This is a genomic window from Methanosarcina spelaei (genome assembly GCF_002287235.1).
In the GTDB taxonomy this organism is placed as follows: Archaea; Halobacteriota; Methanosarcinia; order Methanosarcinales; family Methanosarcinaceae; genus Methanosarcina; species Methanosarcina spelaei.
The window spans coordinates 24633-43282 of record NZ_LMVP01000135.1 but is presented as its reverse complement, the minus strand read 5'-3'; the positions used below and the strand labels follow the sequence as shown (position 1 = coordinate 43282).

The window sequence follows — 18650 nt, the reverse complement described above, 5'->3', positions numbered from 1 at the left end:
AAAAGGTAGTGTACCGATTTTTCTGTAAATTCTCTGTTTACTTATACACAGATTTTGTGCACTTACCTAATACGAACATTTTCATAGAACGTTGGTATTTTAGCAGGAAATTACCAGTTTTTCCTGTCAAAAACTCAAAAATATCTAAAATATGAACCTTTATAGAGAATGTTCGTAATTCAAATTTTATTTAAACCTGAATATAATATATCCTTAGAGAGTTTTTATCTGAAAAATCCGGCTAGAAATCGAAGTCATGTTTAGATTTTGCCTAAAAACCTATGTATTATATGCAGAACGAATTTACAGAACTTTTAATACATTGTCGAAAAACACAAAAAATAACAAACAATGGCAAGATGTAACAGTTGAAGGGTAAAAGATTAAAAGCTAAAATAAAAAGTGAAAGGTAAAAGATAAACGGTAAAAAGGAAAAGATAAAAAATAGGAAAAAGGAAAAAATTCAAAACAGATAGTTACTATAGAGTGTGGTTTTCAGAGCGAAGCCACACAGTCATCAGTTCTCGACTATACTGGGAATTTTCCCGGAATTCTCCAGATTCCTGTAAACGAATGCTGAAGAGTAAGCAAGCAGCATGAATGTAAAACCACCGGGGAAATCCGTCTCGATAAATTTTAAAATCATGCCTACGAAGAACGCAAGCTGTATAGCGCACAGAACCACTCCGGTTACTGTGAACATCTTTTGACGACTGCTACTATCACTACTGTCTGGATCATCTGATTCTTCTGACATTTTGTTTCAAGCCTCGCAAATAAAGGTACTAAGTGTGCTCTTTATTTAGCTCGTTTTTGTTTTGTCATAATTCTTTTTGTGTTTTAGTCAATAAGGTCTTATTGTCGGCAGCTTTCAACCAGCTCAAAAATTAAATAGTGTTCTCCACAAAAGCATGCATACTAGCTCTTATGGAGTCCTAAAAATGAGACAAAAAGCTGAAAACTTCAACAGATGCATCTGAAGGTTCAGTTTTACATTGATCTTCTGGTGCAACATTATCTGAAAAAACACGCTCCGAATTAGAGACTTTTGTACAGTACCCTTATTTATTGGGGATAGTATATATAACTTGCGAAGCAGGATAGGGAATTACTGATCATGATACTGATTTTAAATTATGAAACTTTGAGATTCAGACATCAATTGAAATAATTTTCAATTTCTTATTCAAGGTGTCAAGCCCCCTTTTTGCTGCATACCAATTGAAAAAGTCATTATAACCTCCAGCTTTTTCGAAATCTGATTTTGCATAAATAGGTCTGAGCCTATAACTCAATACAAAATAAGAAAGGCCAGGTAATAACCGAAACTGACAGCGAAAAAAACATAAGCCTGAAAAAAGGAGAGAATTTTACTGTCAGTCTTAGAGAAGACCCATCAGCAGTCTATTTATGGGAACTTAACCTGAGCAACGGGCTCAGTATCCTCGATGACGAGTATATCGAAGGCTTAAACCCCGAACACCTTACAGGTGTCCCAGGAACTCATTTATGGGTAATTGAAACCACTAACGAAAAATAATATCAAAAATTAGTCATAAATAACTAAATAGTATTAATTGTTTGAAGATTAACTTTTTTTAGTTTGAAAACATAAGTATTAAATCCATTTTTAGGAGTATACTTCCAATTGATCACCTTGAGTAATCCAACATACTTCCACACTCCTTTTTCACGATCTTGTCTAAATCCATATATACTTCTTCCATCCTTTTGCGAGTCTACAAGAGCTTTATTTGCAGCTGTTAATTTTTGATTTTTATTTATTCCTTCCCCATCATAGGAAAATATGTTCTTACTAAATTCATCTGTGTAAGGACCAAACTGCTTTGAGAACAAAATAATATATGGCTTACCATCTGTGAATTTTCTCAAGTTAATTCCTTTTATTCCATAACCAAAGCGAGTATCAAATGCATATTCAATCTCTTCTTTTGTATACTCTTTGTTTAAAATCAAGTTAAAACTCATGCTGCGTTATATGCAGTTAGAATTTTTATACATTTTGATTGTGAGGGAGTTATAAGAACTACACCTTTAAATCTCATACCTTCCTTTTGTATCCTAGAATATAACTCTTATAATTTTATTCGGTGACATTTTTATGAAATGTAGACTTTGCAAATATTACCCTGAAGACTTTGGGGAACTTACTGTTGACGTTTTGCATATGCATCTGGTATTTGATGTTTATGATGACAGAACGAATGTGAAATCCATTCTCAGGGTAAGGACAAAGGATGCCCCAATTGAGAAACTGGAATTAAACTGTAGGGACCTTGAGATACGGGCTGTGAGCTGCATACAGTACGAGGTTTCTTACAGATACCGGAAGGATGATGCGATTCTTGAGATTAATTTCAGGGAAGAAATTCCACCGCATACCGAGGTTGCAGTAGTTACGGATACGGTTTGCAGGCCGACTAAAAATATCCTTGAAGGGCTTTACTATGACGAAACACCGGCAGGAGCTCCTCCGCAGCAGATCACACAGTGCCAGCAGTGGGGGTTCCAGAGGATCGTGCCTTGCATTGACGATATGGCTGCAAAATGCACTTACAAGACTACCATAATTGCGGATTCGAGGTATACGAATCTCATTACGAATGGAGATGTTGTGGTTGAGAGGCATACGGTAAAACCCGGGCGGGACAAAATCGTATATGATAACTCGGTCACGCCGATGGCGACCTATCTCTTTTTCCTGGGGGTTGGGACTTACTCGACCTTTAAAAGGGAATTTGAGTATCCTGACGGAGGCACTTTCATGCTGGAACTGCTCGTGCCGCCAGCATCTGATGCAGCCCCAGCCGAAAAAGCATTGGATCTCCTTCACGATGCGGTTATGTGGGTTTACCTATTCACAGGGCCAGAGCAATTCGATGAGGATAAGCTATCTGTTAGGAGAGAGCTCTGGGACCTTGTCCGCATGCGAGAGAAGATGAAACTTGAAGTAAAGCACGACTCCACGCTGGAAGAAGATATTACAAAGGTGAGGGACAGGCTTGCCAGGCTTAACAAAACCATCAATCCCGGGTACAGATATACAGGTACCGTCTACAGGGAAATCGGCATGCAGAATTCGGATTTCGGAGGCATGGAAAATGTCGGGAACACTACGATTACCACAAACCGCATAATGCCTTTCCCGCAGATGACGGATCCGGCTTATGAATATATGATTCGGGTAAAGGCGCACGAATATCACCATAACCAGAACGGGTCCGAAGTCACAGGAAGAAGCCCGTTTGAAATCTGGCTGAACGAAGCCGTGACCGTTCATGTCGAAGAACAGCATCACGCTTTTTTCTTTGGCGAGGACTATAACAGACTGGGCAGAGTGCTTGAACTGCTTGCTCCGGCTTCGGGAACTTTTGCCCTGGACTCTGGTGCAGCTTCCATGCCGATAATTCCTGAGGGCTTCAACGACCCAAATGATCTGATTACTGCAGTCACCTATGTAAAAGCCCCGGAATACGTGCGCATGGTCGAGGCTCTTATAGGGAAGGACACTTTTGTCAGGGGCCTGGACAGGTATTTCAAAAGGTTCAAACATTCCAATGCAGCCACTCAGGACTGGATGGAAGCCATGGAAGAAGAAAGCGGGCAGCCCGTAAAGGAGATGTCCGAAACCTGGTTGAGGCAGACAAAGTTCCCTGTAGTTGAGGTTTCAGCCGAATATGACCGGGATGCCAGGAAGGTCACATTCTTCCTCAAACAAAAATTCCCAGAGGGCGGAAAACCCTGGGAATTCCCGTTCAGGGCAGCTCTTGTTGACGAAAATGGAAGCGACCTTGTAGAAATAATGGAAAGGGTTAGCGGGGAAACCTCAGAGATTGTAATCGAAAACGTAGATATGCCAGCCTTCCTATCCCTTAATAGAGGTTATTCTTTCTATGGGAAGCTTGTATACAAAGCAAGCCATGACGAGCTCATGATGCAAGTAAGGAAGGACAGAGATATCATAGGCAGGTTTACGGCTTTCTATACCCTTGTTGACAGGGAAAAATTAAAGCTCCTTAAAAACCCCGAATCCAAGCCCTCTGAAAGCTTCATAGAACTTTACTACAGGCTTCTCAATGACCGGCAGCTTCTTGAAAAGGCAGGAGGGCAATTCCTGACCATTTTTGAGTCCGTTGAGGATGAAGAGTTTGCCCACAGGTACCAGGAGCTTTATGAGGTAAGACAGAAACTCCTGAAAGCTGTTGCCAGGAAATATGTAAATTCCGTAATTTCCACCTACCGTTTCTTTGAAGAAGCCTCGATTCCCAGGGACTCAACTCTTGAGGAGACGGCAAGGGTAATCAAGAACCGGCAGGCCAAAAACGTCTGTCTTGGCATCCTTGCAACCCTTGATACTGCCGAGATTCATACAATGATAAAACAACAGTTTGAGACTGCAACCTGTGCAACTGACCGACTGAGCGCATTTGCCGCATACCTCAACAGCTCGGCGCCCGACAAAATTGAAGTTCTGAGGGCCTTTGAAGCGGAGTCAAAGAAAAATCTCGTTTCCTGGGAAGCTTTCCTTTCCGTAATAGGAAGCAACAGTAGCGTTGACGCAGTGGAACTTGTCAGAGAAATGGAAAGGTCAGACGCTTTCAGGATCGAGCAGACAAATGATCAGCGTGCCCTTTATGGAAGCTTTGCCCGCAACAGGAAAAAATCACTTCAGACCGAAGAAGGCAGGGCGCTTTTTGCAGAAATCCTGAGAAAGCTAGCTCCTGTGAATGAGTACAGCACGGTCAATATGCTCAATGCCTTTGCAAACATAGACCAGATGGAATCAAATTATCATATCCCCCTGGTAAAGATCATGGCAGACCTTCTCGGAGAACTTAACGCCCAAAAATACCCGAGTGTTTATAACAGGATTCGAAAACTCCTGCTGGGAGCTCCTAATGCTGTCAAAACCTACGTCCTGGCGCACGGAGAGATTCAGGGACTATAATCGGGAAATGCTGGTAAAAAGTAAACTAATACTTTGACTTTTTCACTCCGGTGTTCTATCGCCGGAATAAATATTTTTTATTGAACTTTTAGTTTGACAGAAATAAGACTTTTTTGAGCGATATATCTTCGGGATAAAAGATATATTAAGTAAAGAATATATATTAAGTAAAGAATATATATTAAGTAAAGAATATATATTAAATAAAGAATATATAAAGAATACATAAAGAATAAAATAAAAGGTTCGGACGAAGCTTTTAAAACTTTTTCTATGTAAATAAAAACCCTAATTTTTGAGATTGATTTTATTCTAAAGCAGGTACTTTTGGAATGGTAAGAATGGTACTTGAATTTACAAGTGTGATCCTGGAGATTTTTGTTAGATTCTTCGAGCTTGTGAGTGCACTTCTTGTAGTATACGCAGGATTAAAGGCTGCAACTAAAATTCTACTTCTGGAAGCCTTCAAAAAACCCTACAAATATGAACAAATAAGGAAAGAGTTTACAAACAAAATACTCTTCACTCTTGAACTGTTAATAGTTGGTGATATAATCGTAACTGTAAGAAACCCTACAGCAGATGATCTGTTACTTGTCGGAGCTATCGTAGTAATCAGGACAGTTCTTGGCTACTTCCTGAGTAAAGAAGTTAAAGATATTAATTTGACTGAAAGTTGACTACAAGTTTAAGCAAACTCCAGTAAGCTAATTCCAGCAAGCTAATTCCAGCAAGCTAATTCCAGTAAGCTAATTCCAGTAAGCTAATTCCAGTAAGCTAATTCCAGTAAATTAATTCCGGTAAGTTAATTCCAGTAAATTAATTCCAGTATTTACTTTCTGGAGAGTGATAAAAGGTTGTTATCTGGATTGTTTAACAATTTCCTGCTCTATTTTGAATGGATTTTCGAAGCAATAGGGACAACTATTATTATCTATGGAGGATTAAGGGCAACAATTCAGATTTTATTCTCTGAAACATTAAAAAAGTCTCAGAACCTCGAAACAATAAGGAAGGAACTTACAAATAGAATACTCTTCGGACTTGAATTTTATATCGTAGTTGCTATTCTTGGAACCCTGAGAAATCCGGCTATACAGGATCTTACAGTGCTGGGTACGGTTGTACTGATCAGGACAGTTCTTGGTTACTTCCTCAGTAAAGAGGTAAAAGAATACCAGTTTGACTGAAGAAAACTAGAATATGCAATTATTGACTTTTCAGAATATTATTTAGAAGATTATATTAATAAGTTAACCTGCGATAAGTATCATCGTCTCCGTTTTATATCTTCTCCATTTTACGGAGAATGCTGATGAAAAAGAAAGAATAAAGATATTTCATATACGAGTATAAGATTGCAGGCGATATTTCATATCTTTCTAGTAGAGTATTGTTTAATTACAGGCAGGCAAGTTTAAAGTGCTTACCTGGAAAAAATAAATTTCTTTCCTAATCAGAATTTTAGGTTATGGATACCGAAATATCGTGTTTAGATATATTAATTTTATAATCTTATTTTAAATTTGAGTTCTCAGAGTTATTGCCAAAAGGTTACTATCTGGAAACGATATCAAACTTACTGGAAATATAATAAATTTACTGGAAAAATAACAAACTCGAAAACAGTAGAATTTAAAAGTAAGTAAAGTGTTAAGGATACAAAATATTATTAAACTCTAATATTGTACTAGTCCAAAATCCAGATTATGCTGCCTAAACTCGGGCTATCTAACACTACTCAGGTATGAGTAAAACCTGGAATCCAAAATATCAGAAATAGGAGAAATTTAATGTATCATCTCAAATGTATCGAATGCGGTGCAGAGTATTCAAAAGATGAAGTAATTTACACATGCAGCAAATGTGATGGACTGCTTGACGTTATTTATGACTATTCCTCAATTAAAATAGACATGGAAAAATTGAAGACTGAATGCCCTTCGGTCTGGAAGTACGCAAAACTTCTTCCTATAGAAAGAGAGCCTGTAACTATCAGGGAAGGCGGAACTCCACTTTATAAATGCGACCGCCTGGCTGAGAAAATCGGAATTAAAAAGCTTTATGTGAAACACGAAGGCATGAACCCTACAGGCTCTTTTAAAGACAGGGGAATGACCGTAGGAGTTACAAAAGCTCTTGAACTGGGCATGAGCACCGTTGCCTGCGCATCTACGGGAAATACCTCAGCAGCCCTTGCAATCTATGGGGCAAAAGCCGGGATTCCTGTCATCGTACTTTTGCCTGCAGGAAAAGTTGCTCTTGGAAAAGTAGCCCAGGCCCTTATGCATGGAGCAAAGGTCCTCAGCATTCGTGGAAATTTTGACGACGCGCTTGCCCTTGTGCGCACCCTCTGTTCCCAGGAGAAGATCTATCTCTTAAACTCAATCAACCCCTACAGGCTGGAAGGTCAGAAAACTATCGGTTTTGAGATTGCAGATCAGCTAGGCTTCAAAGTACCTGACAGAATCGTCCTGCCCGTAGGAAACGCAGGAAACATTACAGCTATTTGGAAGGGCTTCAGGGAATTTAAGAAGCTTGGCATAACGGACTCACTCCCGAAGATGACCGGAATCCAGGCTGCAGGCTCCTGCCCCATTGTAAAAGCCATAAAGAGCGAGGCTCCTGAAATAACTCCTGAGGAAAAACCCGAAACCGTTGCAACAGCAATCAGGATCGGAAATCCTGTTAACGCCAAAAAAGCCCTTGCTGCTATCCGGGAATCAGGAGGGACTGCAGAATCCGTTACTGACGAAGAGATCCTTGCAGCTCAGAAAGACCTTGCAAGGCTTGAAGGAATAGGTGTCGAACCTGCAAGTGCGGCTTCAGTTGCAGGGCTTAAGAAACTTATTGATATGGGTGTTATAAGCAGAGACGAGACCGTTGTATGTATTACTACAGGGCACCTGCTTAAAGACCCGCAGACCGTAATTGACGTCTGCGAAGAGCCTATTGTTGTGGATGCTAGTATAGAAGCCATCCGGGAAGCTATCTTCGGAAAAATGAAATAAAACTTGAAAAATTGATAACAATAGGAATAATAGTAGAAAAATAATCGATGGGTGTGAACACGAATGGAGCAGGATTATAAGCCTCACGAGATCGAAAAGAAATGGCAAAAAAAGTGGAATGAAAGCCACATTTTTCAGGCCGAGCCCGATAAACGAGAAAAATTTTTCATAACCATCCCCTACCCCTACCTGAATGGGAACCTGCACGCGGGACATACCCGGACTTTTACAATAGGGGATGTTGTTGCAAGGCATAAAAGAATGCTCGGGTATAACGTGCTGTACCCTATGGGCTTTCATGTGACAGGTACACCCATTGTGGGGCTTGCTGAACTGATTGCAAATCGGGACCCTCAGACCATGGACGTCTATGAACGCCTCCATGGAATTCCAGGAGATATCCTGCCGACGCTCAATACCCCTGAAAAAATTGTTGATTATTTCAAACGCGAATCCGAGAAAGCAATGCGTAATATCGGATATTCCATTGACTGGAGACGCAAGTTTACAACGACTGACCCAACATATAAGAAATTTATAGAATGGCAGTATATCCGGCTTGAAGAAAAGGGCCTGATTGTAAAAGGCTCCCATCCGGTAAAATGGTGCCCGAACGACAATAACCCCGTGGAAGACCACGATATCCTCCATGGGGAAGAAGCTACCATTGTCGAATATACTCTGATCAAGTTTCGGTATAAAGACCTGGTTCTGCCCTGTGCAACCCTCAGGCCGGAAACGACGTACGGAGTGACTAATCTATGGGTTAATCCTGACGTAACCTATGTAAAAGCAAAGGTCACGCAGGGCGAAAATGAAGAGTTCTGGGTTGTCAGCAAAGAAGCTTTCCGAAAACTGACTTTTACGGACCGGACAGTCGAGTATGTTGAAGACGTACCTGCAAAATCCATAATAGGAATAAAACTCACAAACCCGGTTACGGGTGACAAAATAATTTCCCTCCCTGCATCTTTTGTCAGACCTGAAAACGGGAGCGGAATAGTAATGAGCGTGCCTGCCCATGCACCTTTTGACTACCTGGCTCTTCGCGACCTTTACGATGCCGACCTGAGCGAGTACGGAATAACCGAAGACCTCAGGAACATTAAGCTGATTTCCCTTATCAAGGTGCATGAATTCGGGGAATTCCCTGCAAAGGAAATCGTTGAAAGCATGGGAATTACAAGCCAGAAAGACCCGAAAGCTGAGGAAGCTACAAAGATTGTATACAGAAGGGAGTTCCACGGTGGAGTCCTTAAGGAGCTTACAGGAAAATACGAAGGACAGGCTGTCTCTAAAATCAAGGATATCCTTACCAGAGACTTCGTTAGCTCAAATGCCGGTGAGACCTTTTATGAATTCAGCGAACCTGTTGTTTGCCGCTGCGGTACTCCCTGTGTCGTAAACATGGTCAAAGGCCAGTGGTTCCTTAACTATTCAAATCCCGAATGGAAAGCAAAGGTCTATAAATGCCTGGATCAGATGCGAGTTATTCCCGAAGAGTACAGGGTCGAGTTTGAAAACAAGGTTGACTGGCTTAAGGATAAAGCCTGCGCTCGCAGGAAAGGCCTTGGAACCCGCCTTCCATTTGATAAGGAATGGTTGATTGAATCTCTAGGGGATTCGACAATTTATATGAGTTATTATGTCATTGCCAGGTTTATCGAAAACGGTGAACTGAAGATCGAAAATCTCACTCTATCATTCTTTGACTATATCCTGCTTGGAAAGAGCGATCTGGCAGCAGCCAGTGCGGATACTGGCCTCAGTCCGGAGCTTCTTGAAGAGATCCGCAGGCATTTCAATTACTGGTATCCGGTTGACCTTCGCTCTTCAGGCAAAGACCTTGTCCCAAACCATCTGCTCTTTTTCCTGTTCCACCACGTAGCCCTCTTTGAAGAGGAAAAGTGGCCTAAAGCTCTTGCAGTAAACGGTTTCGTTTCCCTTGAAGGGCAGAAAATGAGCAAGTCCAAAGGCCCGATCCTGACAATGGAAAGCGCAGTCAGCAAATATGGTGCGGATATAACAAGAATGTATATCCTTTCCACAGCCGAACAGACGCAGGATGCAGACTGGCAGAGGACAGGAATCGAATCTGCCAGAAGGCAGGTAGACAGGTTCTATTCTTTTGCAAATAGTGTTATTGAGAGCGGAAAACGTGCGGACCTTAGCACTGAGCTAAAGCAAATCGACCGCTGGATACTTTCGAGGATGCAGAACTATATCCGAGATACGAATGCAGCCCTCTACTCCATCCAGACAAGGGAAGCAATCCAGAACTCGTTCTTCCTGCTGCAAAATGATGTCAAATGGTACCAGAGACGGGGAGGAAAGACCCTGCTCTACTATGTGCTGGACAACTGGGTCAGGCTTATGTCTCCTTTTACCCCGCACCTCTGTGAGGAAATCTGGGAAGCAATGGGGCATAAGGACCCTATCTCCCTTGCCCAGTACCCACTCTATAACGAAGATCTGATAGATGACGGTGCTGAGCTTGCCGAAGAAATGATAAAGGGAACCCTGGAAGACGTTGAGGAAATCATAAGGGTAACAAAGATGACCCCACAGAAGGTTCACCTCTACACAGCACCTGCCTGGAAAGCCGAAGCAATAAGGTGCGCCTGCGAGATGCAGCTTGAATGTTCGCTCGAAGTAGGCACTCTTATTAAAAAGCTAATGGCAAACCCTGACCTCAAGCGTTTCGGCAAGGAAATCCCGAAGTTTGTACAGAAAATCGTTCAGGAGTTCAAAAGCGGGAGCGCAGACAGGTATGAAATCCTTACAGGTCCTAACATTGATGAACAGACTCTCTTGAAAGAGTCAATTTCGTTCCTGGAAAAAGAGATTGTCTGCCTTGTTGAAGTCCACAGTGCCGATTCTCCTGCCTTTGACCCTGGAAAGAAGTCAAGGTTTGCCGAACCTCTCAGGCCCGCTATTTATATTGAAGAAAAGAAAGAAGATTAAAAGAAGAGTAAATGAAGAATTATAGAGATTGAAAGAAGCCACAAAGGCTTCTTGATCTTTTTTATATTTCTTGCCGTTTTTGGTATCATAAACTCATATGTTTTTATTTATGATAATCCTTTAATTTCCTTTTCTAATCTAAAAGAGAAATAATAATTCAATAGGTTTTTTAACAGGTTTTGATGCTTTTTAACCAAGCTAAATAAAACTCCTGACTAGGAAATGGTTTTCAGAGAGTTTTGAAGAACTTCCAGTGACGACGCTGATTCAAACAAGAAAATTAAATGTTTAAGTTTTGACCTAGATCAAATAGAAATTTCCCGTTTAAGGATCACACAAAAATTTAGAGTTTATGTTTTTCTGTTAAGACCTCGATTAGGACCTTGATTTAAGTTGTTGTGGCCTGATAGAGATCATAAAAAACAAAAAGAATGGTCTGAAAATTAGAGTAAGTGCCTAAAAAGAATAAAACAGGCACCATTAAGAAATTTAAGTCTTTTTATCTCCCCCTCTCACCAAGGATTCACAAATTTAGAGGGTATAACGGAATGCTGGTCTTTACAAGGTCAATGGGCCTTTTGCTTGGGGCTATTGCAGTGGACCTGGCGGCTATAGGTATAATAAATATATTTGGTTTAGGAAATTAAAATACAATTTAACAAACTGATACAGTTTAATTAACTGATACAGTTTAATTAACTGATACTTTTAACTAAAAAATTGAATTAAAACTAACCAGTAAGTATATTATTGAAGGATTAGTACCATTTCAAAATGTATATCGGCTCTATTGAGCCACCTTTTGAGAAATAACTATTTTTGATTCTGAATAAGGTTCTAGGCATTGCGGGAGGTGCCTGCACCGGCATTATGCGCTTAAACTTGACGGCAAAACCGTCGGCATAATGACCGTCGTGCCGCTGCGAGATAATGACTTGGATGACAACTTCTATGAACTGCACGGTTTATATTCACACCCGATTATCACCATCAGGATTTTGGTACACAAGCAATAGATTTCGCTCTGTCTTATGCTCTCAATGAGTAAAAAAGCGATTGTATTGCATGTGCTTGAGGAAAATACGTCGGCAAGACCTTTTTATGAAAATTGCGGCTTTGCATTTGACGGAGCAAGAGAAGAAACTAACTACGGAAAACAGCTCGTGGCTATACGATACAGGAGGAAAATATAATGTCAGCCAAAATTGATTACACCCATCCGATCTTTAAGAGTGAAGCATATCAAAAAGATATCGTTCCATTTAGTCTAATTGAAGTCCTAAAATCATCCGCAAAGTTGCTTTTAAGCAATGAGAAAAGCTATATCATTTGCAGTGTACTTTTTCCCACGGTACCGACATGGATATGGACGGCAGAAAATATAGGCAAACCAGAACTCAGAGAACTATGCGAATGTTTTTATGAAAACTTCAATATCGGTAATATGGCATATTATGTCGCAAAGCCCGATGTTGCTTCTGCCATTGCTGAAATATTCATTAAGGAAAAGAATGCCACCCTTCACCGCATACAAATGCAAAGCTTTGAGTGCCCTGAAATTATACCTCCAAAAAATAATTCTGTCATTGTCGAAAGAGCTATGCTCGACGATCTTGAAACTATTGCGGAGTTGTCCCGCTGTTATGCGCGCGAGTGTTTTGGCCGTGAAATGTCTCGGGAAGACAGTATGAAAGAAGCGGAAAATATAATCAAAACTCTGCAATCCTTTGTTATCCGACAAAACGGAAAGCCAGTCGCAATGGCAAAAATCGCAAGGAAAACAGAAAAGCATGTTGCGATTAATGAAGTCTACACATTGCCGGAACACAGATGCTGTGGCTTTGCCGGAGCTATAGTCGCACATATCTGTAAACTGATAATTGCGGAAGGAAAAATCCCGATCTTATATGCCGACCTTTCCAATCCGTCATCAAACAAAGCATACACAAACGTTGGTTTTGTCCCCCGTGGCAGAGTTGATGAAATAAGATTAGAATAGAGTGAACAGCATGGCAACTAATCAAGATAGAGTCCACGAAAAATATGCGAACGGCAAGGAGACATTAGAGTTATACAGTCGAGAGCAAGTGGTTTAGAGTCTCATTACACCAAAAAGCTTCTCGGCGAATACATCAAAAACGACAGCCGTGTTATTGAAATTGGATACTTATCCAAATTTTCTGTACTTATCTGACGGTGTTAGATATGTAGGATAAATCATTTAACTTTCGTATAATTCTTACTCCTTTATCATTTTCATTTAAAACTGAAACTCCTCCTGAGATGCCCTGAAATTCCGTGTGGTCCAAATTATTGATGTCGTGACTATGCCATATGTAAAATAGCATGCTTAATGTGCCGCCGTGTGAAACTATTATAATGTTTTCTTCCTGAGAATTTTGTACTTCATGTAAAAAAGGAAGCAATCGGCGATATAAATCTCGTTTTGATTCCGCATCTGGTAGACATTTATAGTCCAGTGACGATGTATACATATCCTGCTTAATTTGATTCTTATGTAACCATTTAACCGATTTCCCAGTGGCGCTTCCTAAGTTAATTTCTCGAAGTTCCCTCTTATAAATTGGTACAATTTCCAATAAGCAAGCTATAATATCTGCAGTTTGCTTGGCTCGCAACAAGTCAGATGCATACATAACATAACGTTTATTTGTTATTTCTTTTCTCAAGGCTTTACCGATGTTGAATGCCTGTTGCTTTCCCAGCTCAGTTAACTCCCAATCAGTCCAGGCGCCTATCATCCCATTCGTATGATGGACAGATTGCGTGTGCTGAATAGTAATAATATTTTTCATTTTACATCTCCTTGCTCGGCTTTCCAGGAATTGTTAAGTATCCTTTGACAATATTTCCTTAACCAGTTCGGCTTTATCATGATTCCTTAATTATATTGCTTAGAGCCTATCCGAAAAGTCCTGCTGCTTTGAAAGTTATCCATGTACATGCTAAATGCAGCATAGCCATGTAATTTTCAATTTTCTTTTCCCATCTAATAAGTAGCCTTCTGAATCTATTGAGCCAAATGTGTTCTTTCCACTACCCACCTTCTTGCTCTGTAACCTGATATCTCTTTTTTTCTTATGTTTTCTTCTCCACGTTTTCTGATGTGAGCAGTATAACCATAATCCTCAACCAGTTCTCTTATATCAGGGAAATCATATCCCTTATCCATACATATATTTTGAACTACTTTATGCGAAGGTTTTTGAATAATTCTGGAATCAAGAGTTCCTTTTACAAGCTTTTTATAGTGACTATTTGCTCCATCCACTGTTACTGAAAGTGGTATGCCTTTACCATCAGTTAACAGACTCCTTTTTGTACCTTTTTTGCCGCGATCAGTGGGATTGGCTCCTGTTCCAGCCCCACCTAATGGTGCTTTTGTCATCGCTCCATCAATAGCTTGCCATTCCCACTCTAACCCTTTTTCATTATCGTACTCCAGTAGACCAGCTTGCCACATATTCTCAAATAATCCAGCTTTTTGCCACTCCTCAAATCTATCATGTACGGTGCTTGGTGCTCCATAAAATCTTGGCAACGCTTTCCATTGGCAGCCGTACGAAGGAGGTAGAGAATACCGTTCATAATTTTCCTATCATCTTCTCTAGGTCTTCCAGCCTTCTTTTTAGGTTTGGGCAGTGGTAATAAAGGTTGTATTTTATTCCAGAATTCATCAGAGATCTCGTAGTCGTGTCCCGTTTTGCGTGTTCTCAATACCAAACATTACTAGTATCGTGAAAACCCAAATTAAGAACAAATTATTTAGATGAACACCATCAGATGATATTGTTTTGGTTTAAAATGATGATCCACAATTAAGTTTTCATGACACTAGGAATGTAATCCAAATACTTTTCGGATAGGCTCTAAGTGTCAGGCCCGGAAACTCCAGGATATTATACTCCATGATTATATTTCTTTTGAAAAAAGATATGCCCTTTTTGTGAAGCCGATATTTTCATAGAATTTATGTGCATCTTCACGGTGAAAAGCCGAATCGAGTTCTATTAGTTTGCATCCTTTTTTCTTCGCAGCAGCAATAGCAGCGTCTAATAACTCAGTGCCGAGATTCATGCGTCTAAATGATTTGTCGATTATCAATTCATTTATATGTCCTACAAGATCTTCCTGCCAGAGGCTTTCTCTAATTATCAAAGAACAGAACCCGACTACCTTATCATCAACTTTAGTACATAGATAGATACTATCCTTAGATCCAATGCCAATGGAAATGATTTTCATTAATGCATTGCAGTCCAATGTTTTGTCGGGCCAAAGCTGCTTAAGAAGCTTGATAATCTCATCAAAATCATTCAATACAACTTCATAGATCTCAGCAGTCATCTATCTATCCTCTACTTTGCAACCACAAAAACTTTTGTTTTCCGATAAATCTAATTTCAATGCATAAATACATAAAAAGTGGCAGTTTGACTATGAGATACCAATACAACTTCCTTTAAGAGCATCTTCAGCCTCGGCTAGAGTTGCCAGCGGATAAATTTCAAAGTTTGCCGGAACTATTTCCAGCCACTGTGTCATAAACCCATGAAGCTCATCGTTTGAACTCGCATTGAATACTACTACAGACCCTCTCCCCCACTCTGGGATAAAAACAGATAACTTTATTTTTTGAAATCAGATCTTCAATTCAGGACCGAAAATTTATTCTCGAATCTCTCGCTTCTGATGGCCTGGGAGGGTGAGGGTTACTTATTACCAGAAACAGCATTTCTCTGATCTCTCCTGAACATCACTGTATTTTGAAATTTTTATCATAGTTTTGCTTTTCTATAGAAATCTTTGTCAAAATATTTGAACTTATACACTGCTATGAAAAAGACATTTGAATTTATACACTGCTATGAAAAAGATTCTTCTTCGATCTTCTCTTACCAGGGATAAAATTTGCTCAGGATTTGTTCATAATATCCTAGAAGTAAATTACAGGTTTTTCGGGCCAGTATAACATTTATCTGTTATAGGGAGTATAACATTTATCTGTTATAGGGAGTATAACATTTATCTGTTATAGTGTGTCTTTCTTTAAGTCTGCCGCGTAGACAGGCGGAAGAGCTTACTGAAATTTGAGTGAAATTACTCCTATGGACAGGAAAATTTTCACTGAGTCAGGAAGCATTTCTCATAAATTTTTTTATTGATGAGCCTATCCCAAAAGCCATTTAGTTCTTAATCATCAAGAATTTTCAGGATTGTTGTCATGATCAGAAACTTGAGTGATCATTCGAAATACAGGATTCAGAGAAGCAATTTTTAGTTTTGGGATCAGCTCGATAAATAAGTTAATGCCTGTTAATTTATCAGCCCGGTTGATAGGATAAGATTATGTCCGAATCCTGACTTTCAACATATTCTAATCTTTTTATTTTCTCGTTTTGCCAGATTAATAAAGCAATTATAGAGATCATTAGTCCGGAGATTATAAACATAAGGGCAATCCCCCTGTTTTCTCCTATTCCGACAATAAGACCTGCTGTTTTAACCAGTAAACCGTCCACCTCCAAAAGAGGATTGAAAACTTTATCTGCTAAGAAACCTGCAACTGCAAAAGCCATTATGGAGCCAAGATAGGTAATCATGGAAATGAGAGACCATACACGCCCCTGTTTCCTATTGTCAATACTTTTTCTGATTAAGACCTCAATAGAGGTGTTAATAAAAGGCAAAGTGGCAAAAAACATGAATCCTGCTAAAGTAATGAATATTACATTTTTTGAGAGCCCTAGATTTGCAAAGAATATGCCTGATAGGAACAAAGAAATAGATAATATTTTTACATACCCGTTCTTGCTGCCAAATACTCCAATAAACAGGCTTCCGATTAGTATGCCTGAGGCACATATTGATTGAGAGATCCCAACTGTCTTTACTGTTGTTAAGCCCAGAAGCAGTGGAATAAAAAGAGACTGAAGCAGTCCTACAAAAAACAATATGATCATGGTAACAATAACCAGATTAACTACACCTCTATTTTTTGAGAATTCTTTCACTCCCTCTTTAAGGTCCTCTATGACGTTTTGTTTAGATTGGTCTATTTTCGCCCTGCCTGAAATATTTTTTATCCAGATGACAATAGAACTGGAGATTAAGAGAGTGACGGTATCGATTAAAAATATAAACTCAATATCAATTATTGTTAACAAAATTCCGGCTAAAAAAGGAGAAATCAGATATTGGGCAGAACTTGCTAGCTGCACCAGTCCACTTGCTCTGGCATATTGAGTTTCAGGTAAGAGGTCGGTAATTAAAGCTTTATAGGCTGGTTCCTGAAAAGCCGAAAAAACAGAACTTGTTGCAATCCCAAGGTAAATTTGCCAGAGTTGGATGTTTCCTTTTAGCATCATAAAAAATATGAAAAGAAGTCCGAAAGTAGCTCCTAAGTCCCCTAAAATCATCATTAAACGTCTATCATGACGGTCTGCCAGTATTCCTCCATAGGGTTTTAGCATGAAGGGCGGTAAAAAGACGCACATCAGTATAAAAACATAGCTAGAAGTAGTATTTGTTTGCTGATATACATATACACCTAAGGAGAAAATGGTAAGTCCGGTACCTATTACTGAGATAAATTGTCCAAACCAGATAAAAAGGAATCTGGAGTAAAGATTTTTTTGTTCAGTTGTCATTTTTTCAGATTCGCCTGTCATTTAGTGAACCTCGTGAGCAGGATTTTGAGATTCAGAAACAGGATTTTGAGTTTCAGGAGCAGGATTTTGAGTTTCAGAAACAAGATTTTGAGTTTCAGGAGCAGGACTTACTTTTGAAAAGAACATTTCTTTGTCTAATACAATAATAATAGCGACAACTAAAGTAATAACCAGAGTCTCAATGCATTTGGTTGTCTGAGTCACAGTCAGTGCCTCCTGGCAGATATTTACAATAAAGTGAAAGAGAATTGCTGCAGGAATACTTTTTCCATTTTTAATGCAGATCCAGCTGACAAATACCCCCATAGGAATGATACCGACAAAAAAATTTACCGCATACAATATGTTTTCGTGATAAATTTCGTACTGATAGAAGTGGTTGACAAATATCAGAGGAAAGTGCCAGAGCGACCATAGTATACTGAAAATTATTGATGCCATGAAGTAGGTGTGACGGCTCTGCAGACTGTCAAATGCATACCCTCTCCATCCAAGTTCTTCAAAACATGCAGCAAGCATAAGAAAAACCAACGTAGGTACGGACCCTGTCGAAAAAGAGAAACCATCAGCAAGTTGAAACTGCGAAACTGATCCTCCAAACGGAAGCGAAATAAAAATAGATATGAGAACAGTCAGAGGCATTACTAAAAAAAATACTGGAAACATTTTTGGCTTTATTAACCTGAGGTTGATAAGTCGGTTAATAAAATCTCTTTTTAAACCCGAATTTTTTGACGTAAAGATCACAAAAAACGAGAGTAGAAAAGGTACTAGCAATCCAAAAAACATAAATAACATATAAAGTCCATTTTTTTCATCCTGAAAACTTAGATATGCTCCTGCAAACCAGAGAGCATAAGTTGCAATAAAGGTCGCAGCAAAATAGGTCCAGGGTTTGTATCTGTATTTAGGAATCATTGTTCCTCCAAAATTTAAATTTCATGGCATATTTTATTTTTCAATTCAACATGGATTTAAGGGTTAAAAGTAACAGATTGTTCTTAATTTTTAGTA

At 39.5% G+C, this 18650-nt stretch carries 15 protein-coding genes and 1 pseudogene; 9 read left to right on the top strand and 7 right to left on the bottom strand.

The window, feature by feature from the left end:
- Window positions 1–517: 517 nt before the first annotated feature.
- A complete protein-coding gene (locus tag ASJ81_RS08690; RefSeq protein WP_095644126.1) occupies window positions 518–757 on the bottom strand; it encodes a hypothetical protein in 240 nt (79 codons plus the stop codon).
- Between the two features lie 537 nt (window positions 758–1294).
- Between ASJ81_RS08690 and ASJ81_RS08685 the strand changes: the two genes are divergently transcribed.
- On the top strand, window positions 1295–1540 hold the full coding sequence (locus tag ASJ81_RS08685; protein ID WP_338037435.1) for a protease inhibitor I42 family protein: 246 nt from the start codon (window positions 1295–1297) through the stop codon (window positions 1538–1540).
- A gap of 23 nt (window positions 1541–1563) precedes the next feature.
- On the opposite strand, the gene ASJ81_RS08680 is transcribed toward ASJ81_RS08685, so the two are convergent.
- Window positions 1564–1977 carry a hypothetical protein gene (locus ASJ81_RS08680; RefSeq protein WP_095644125.1) on the bottom strand — a complete coding sequence of 138 codons (414 nt, stop codon included), beginning with the start codon at window positions 1975–1977 and terminating at the stop codon, window positions 1564–1566.
- A gap of 145 nt (window positions 1978–2122) precedes the next feature.
- On the opposite strand from ASJ81_RS08680, the gene ASJ81_RS08675 reads away from it, so the two are divergent.
- From ASJ81_RS08675 to ASJ81_RS08645, 8 genes are all read left to right on the top strand, one after another.
- Window positions 2123–4969 (top strand): M1 family metallopeptidase, encoded by a 2847-nt coding sequence (locus ASJ81_RS08675; RefSeq protein ID WP_095644124.1) that lies wholly within the window; start codon window positions 2123–2125, stop codon window positions 4967–4969.
- A 332-nt stretch (window positions 4970–5301) separates the two neighbouring features.
- Window positions 5302–5649, top strand: coding sequence for a DUF1622 domain-containing protein (locus tag ASJ81_RS08670; protein ID WP_338037433.1), 348 nt, complete (start codon window positions 5302–5304; stop codon window positions 5647–5649).
- A 189-nt stretch (window positions 5650–5838) separates the two neighbouring features.
- Window positions 5839–6159 carry a DUF1622 domain-containing protein gene (locus tag ASJ81_RS08665; protein WP_245859967.1) on the top strand — a complete coding sequence of 107 codons (321 nt, stop codon included), beginning with the start codon at window positions 5839–5841 and terminating at the stop codon, window positions 6157–6159.
- A gap of 603 nt (window positions 6160–6762) precedes the next feature.
- Entirely contained in the window at window positions 6763–7980 is a 1218-nt protein-coding gene (gene thrC, locus ASJ81_RS08660) for a threonine synthase (RefSeq protein ID WP_095644122.1), read from the top strand.
- A 63-nt stretch (window positions 7981–8043) separates the two neighbouring features.
- Window positions 8044–10944, top strand: coding sequence for a leucine--tRNA ligase (gene leuS, locus ASJ81_RS08655; protein ID WP_095644121.1), 2901 nt, complete (start codon window positions 8044–8046; stop codon window positions 10942–10944).
- Window positions 10945–11396: 452 nt separating this feature from the next.
- Window positions 11397–11591 (top strand): hypothetical protein, encoded by a 195-nt coding sequence (locus ASJ81_RS08650; protein WP_338037431.1) that lies wholly within the window; start codon window positions 11397–11399, stop codon window positions 11589–11591.
- Between the two features lie 393 nt (window positions 11592–11984).
- Window positions 11985–12137, top strand: coding sequence for a hypothetical protein (locus ASJ81_RS22740; RefSeq protein WP_170943253.1), 153 nt, complete (start codon window positions 11985–11987; stop codon window positions 12135–12137).
- Window positions 12137–12943: a GNAT family N-acetyltransferase gene (locus ASJ81_RS08645; protein ID WP_095644120.1), complete on the top strand. Its 807-nt coding sequence runs from the start codon at window positions 12137–12139 to the stop codon at window positions 12941–12943. The genes ASJ81_RS22740 and ASJ81_RS08645 overlap by 1 nt, the downstream gene beginning before the upstream one ends.
- 187 nt (window positions 12944–13130) lie before the next feature.
- Here ASJ81_RS08645 and ASJ81_RS08640 read toward each other — a convergent pair whose 3' ends face one another.
- From ASJ81_RS08640 to mmrce1, 5 genes and pseudogenes are all read right to left on the bottom strand, one after another.
- Window positions 13131–13760, bottom strand: coding sequence for a histidine phosphatase family protein (locus tag ASJ81_RS08640; protein WP_095644119.1), 630 nt, complete (start codon window positions 13758–13760; stop codon window positions 13131–13133).
- Window positions 13761–13866: 106 nt separating this feature from the next.
- A pseudogene (locus ASJ81_RS08635) lies at window positions 13867–14682 on the bottom strand (IS5 family transposase).
- Window positions 14683–14877: 195 nt separating this feature from the next.
- A complete protein-coding gene (locus tag ASJ81_RS08630; RefSeq protein WP_095644118.1) occupies window positions 14878–15312 on the bottom strand; it encodes a GNAT family N-acetyltransferase in 435 nt (144 codons plus the stop codon).
- Between the two features lie 977 nt (window positions 15313–16289).
- Window positions 16290–17636, bottom strand: coding sequence for an MFS transporter (locus ASJ81_RS08625; RefSeq protein ID WP_095644117.1), 1347 nt, complete (start codon window positions 17634–17636; stop codon window positions 16290–16292).
- Entirely contained in the window at window positions 17637–18554 is a 918-nt protein-coding gene (gene mmrce1, locus ASJ81_RS08620; protein ID WP_095644116.1) for an MmRce1 family CPBP family CAAX prenyl protease, read from the bottom strand. It lies immediately after the preceding gene.
- Between the last annotated feature and the right edge of the window lie 96 nt (window positions 18555–18650).

What these genes read in the sequence shown, in the direction of transcription:
- ASJ81_RS08670 (WP_338037433.1), top strand. Translation starts at nt 5,302, where the DNA reads ATGGTAAGAATGGTACTTGAATTTACAAGTGTGATCCTGGAGATTTTT.
- ASJ81_RS08645 (WP_095644120.1), top strand. Translation starts at nt 12,137, where the DNA reads ATGTCAGCCAAAATTGATTACACCCATCCGATCTTTAAGAGTGAAGCA.
- mmrce1 (WP_095644116.1), bottom strand. Translation starts at nt 18,554, where the DNA reads ATGATTCCTAAATACAGATACAAACCCTGGACCTATTTTGCTGCGACC.
- ASJ81_RS08640 (WP_095644119.1), bottom strand. Translation starts at nt 13,760, where the DNA reads ATGAAAAATATTATTACTATTCAGCACACGCAATCTGTCCATCATACG.
- ASJ81_RS08630 (WP_095644118.1), bottom strand. Translation starts at nt 15,312, where the DNA reads ATGACTGCTGAGATCTATGAAGTTGTATTGAATGATTTTGATGAGATT.
- thrC (WP_095644122.1), top strand. Translation starts at nt 6,763, where the DNA reads ATGTATCATCTCAAATGTATCGAATGCGGTGCAGAGTATTCAAAAGAT.
- ASJ81_RS08675 (WP_095644124.1), top strand. Translation starts at nt 2,123, where the DNA reads ATGAAATGTAGACTTTGCAAATATTACCCTGAAGACTTTGGGGAACTT.
- ASJ81_RS08690 (WP_095644126.1), bottom strand. Translation starts at nt 757, where the DNA reads ATGTCAGAAGAATCAGATGATCCAGACAGTAGTGATAGTAGCAGTCGT.
- leuS (WP_095644121.1), top strand. Translation starts at nt 8,044, where the DNA reads ATGGAGCAGGATTATAAGCCTCACGAGATCGAAAAGAAATGGCAAAAA.
- ASJ81_RS22740 (WP_170943253.1), top strand. Translation starts at nt 11,985, where the DNA reads ATGAGTAAAAAAGCGATTGTATTGCATGTGCTTGAGGAAAATACGTCG.
- ASJ81_RS08625 (WP_095644117.1), bottom strand. Translation starts at nt 17,636, where the DNA reads ATGACAGGCGAATCTGAAAAAATGACAACTGAACAAAAAAATCTTTAC.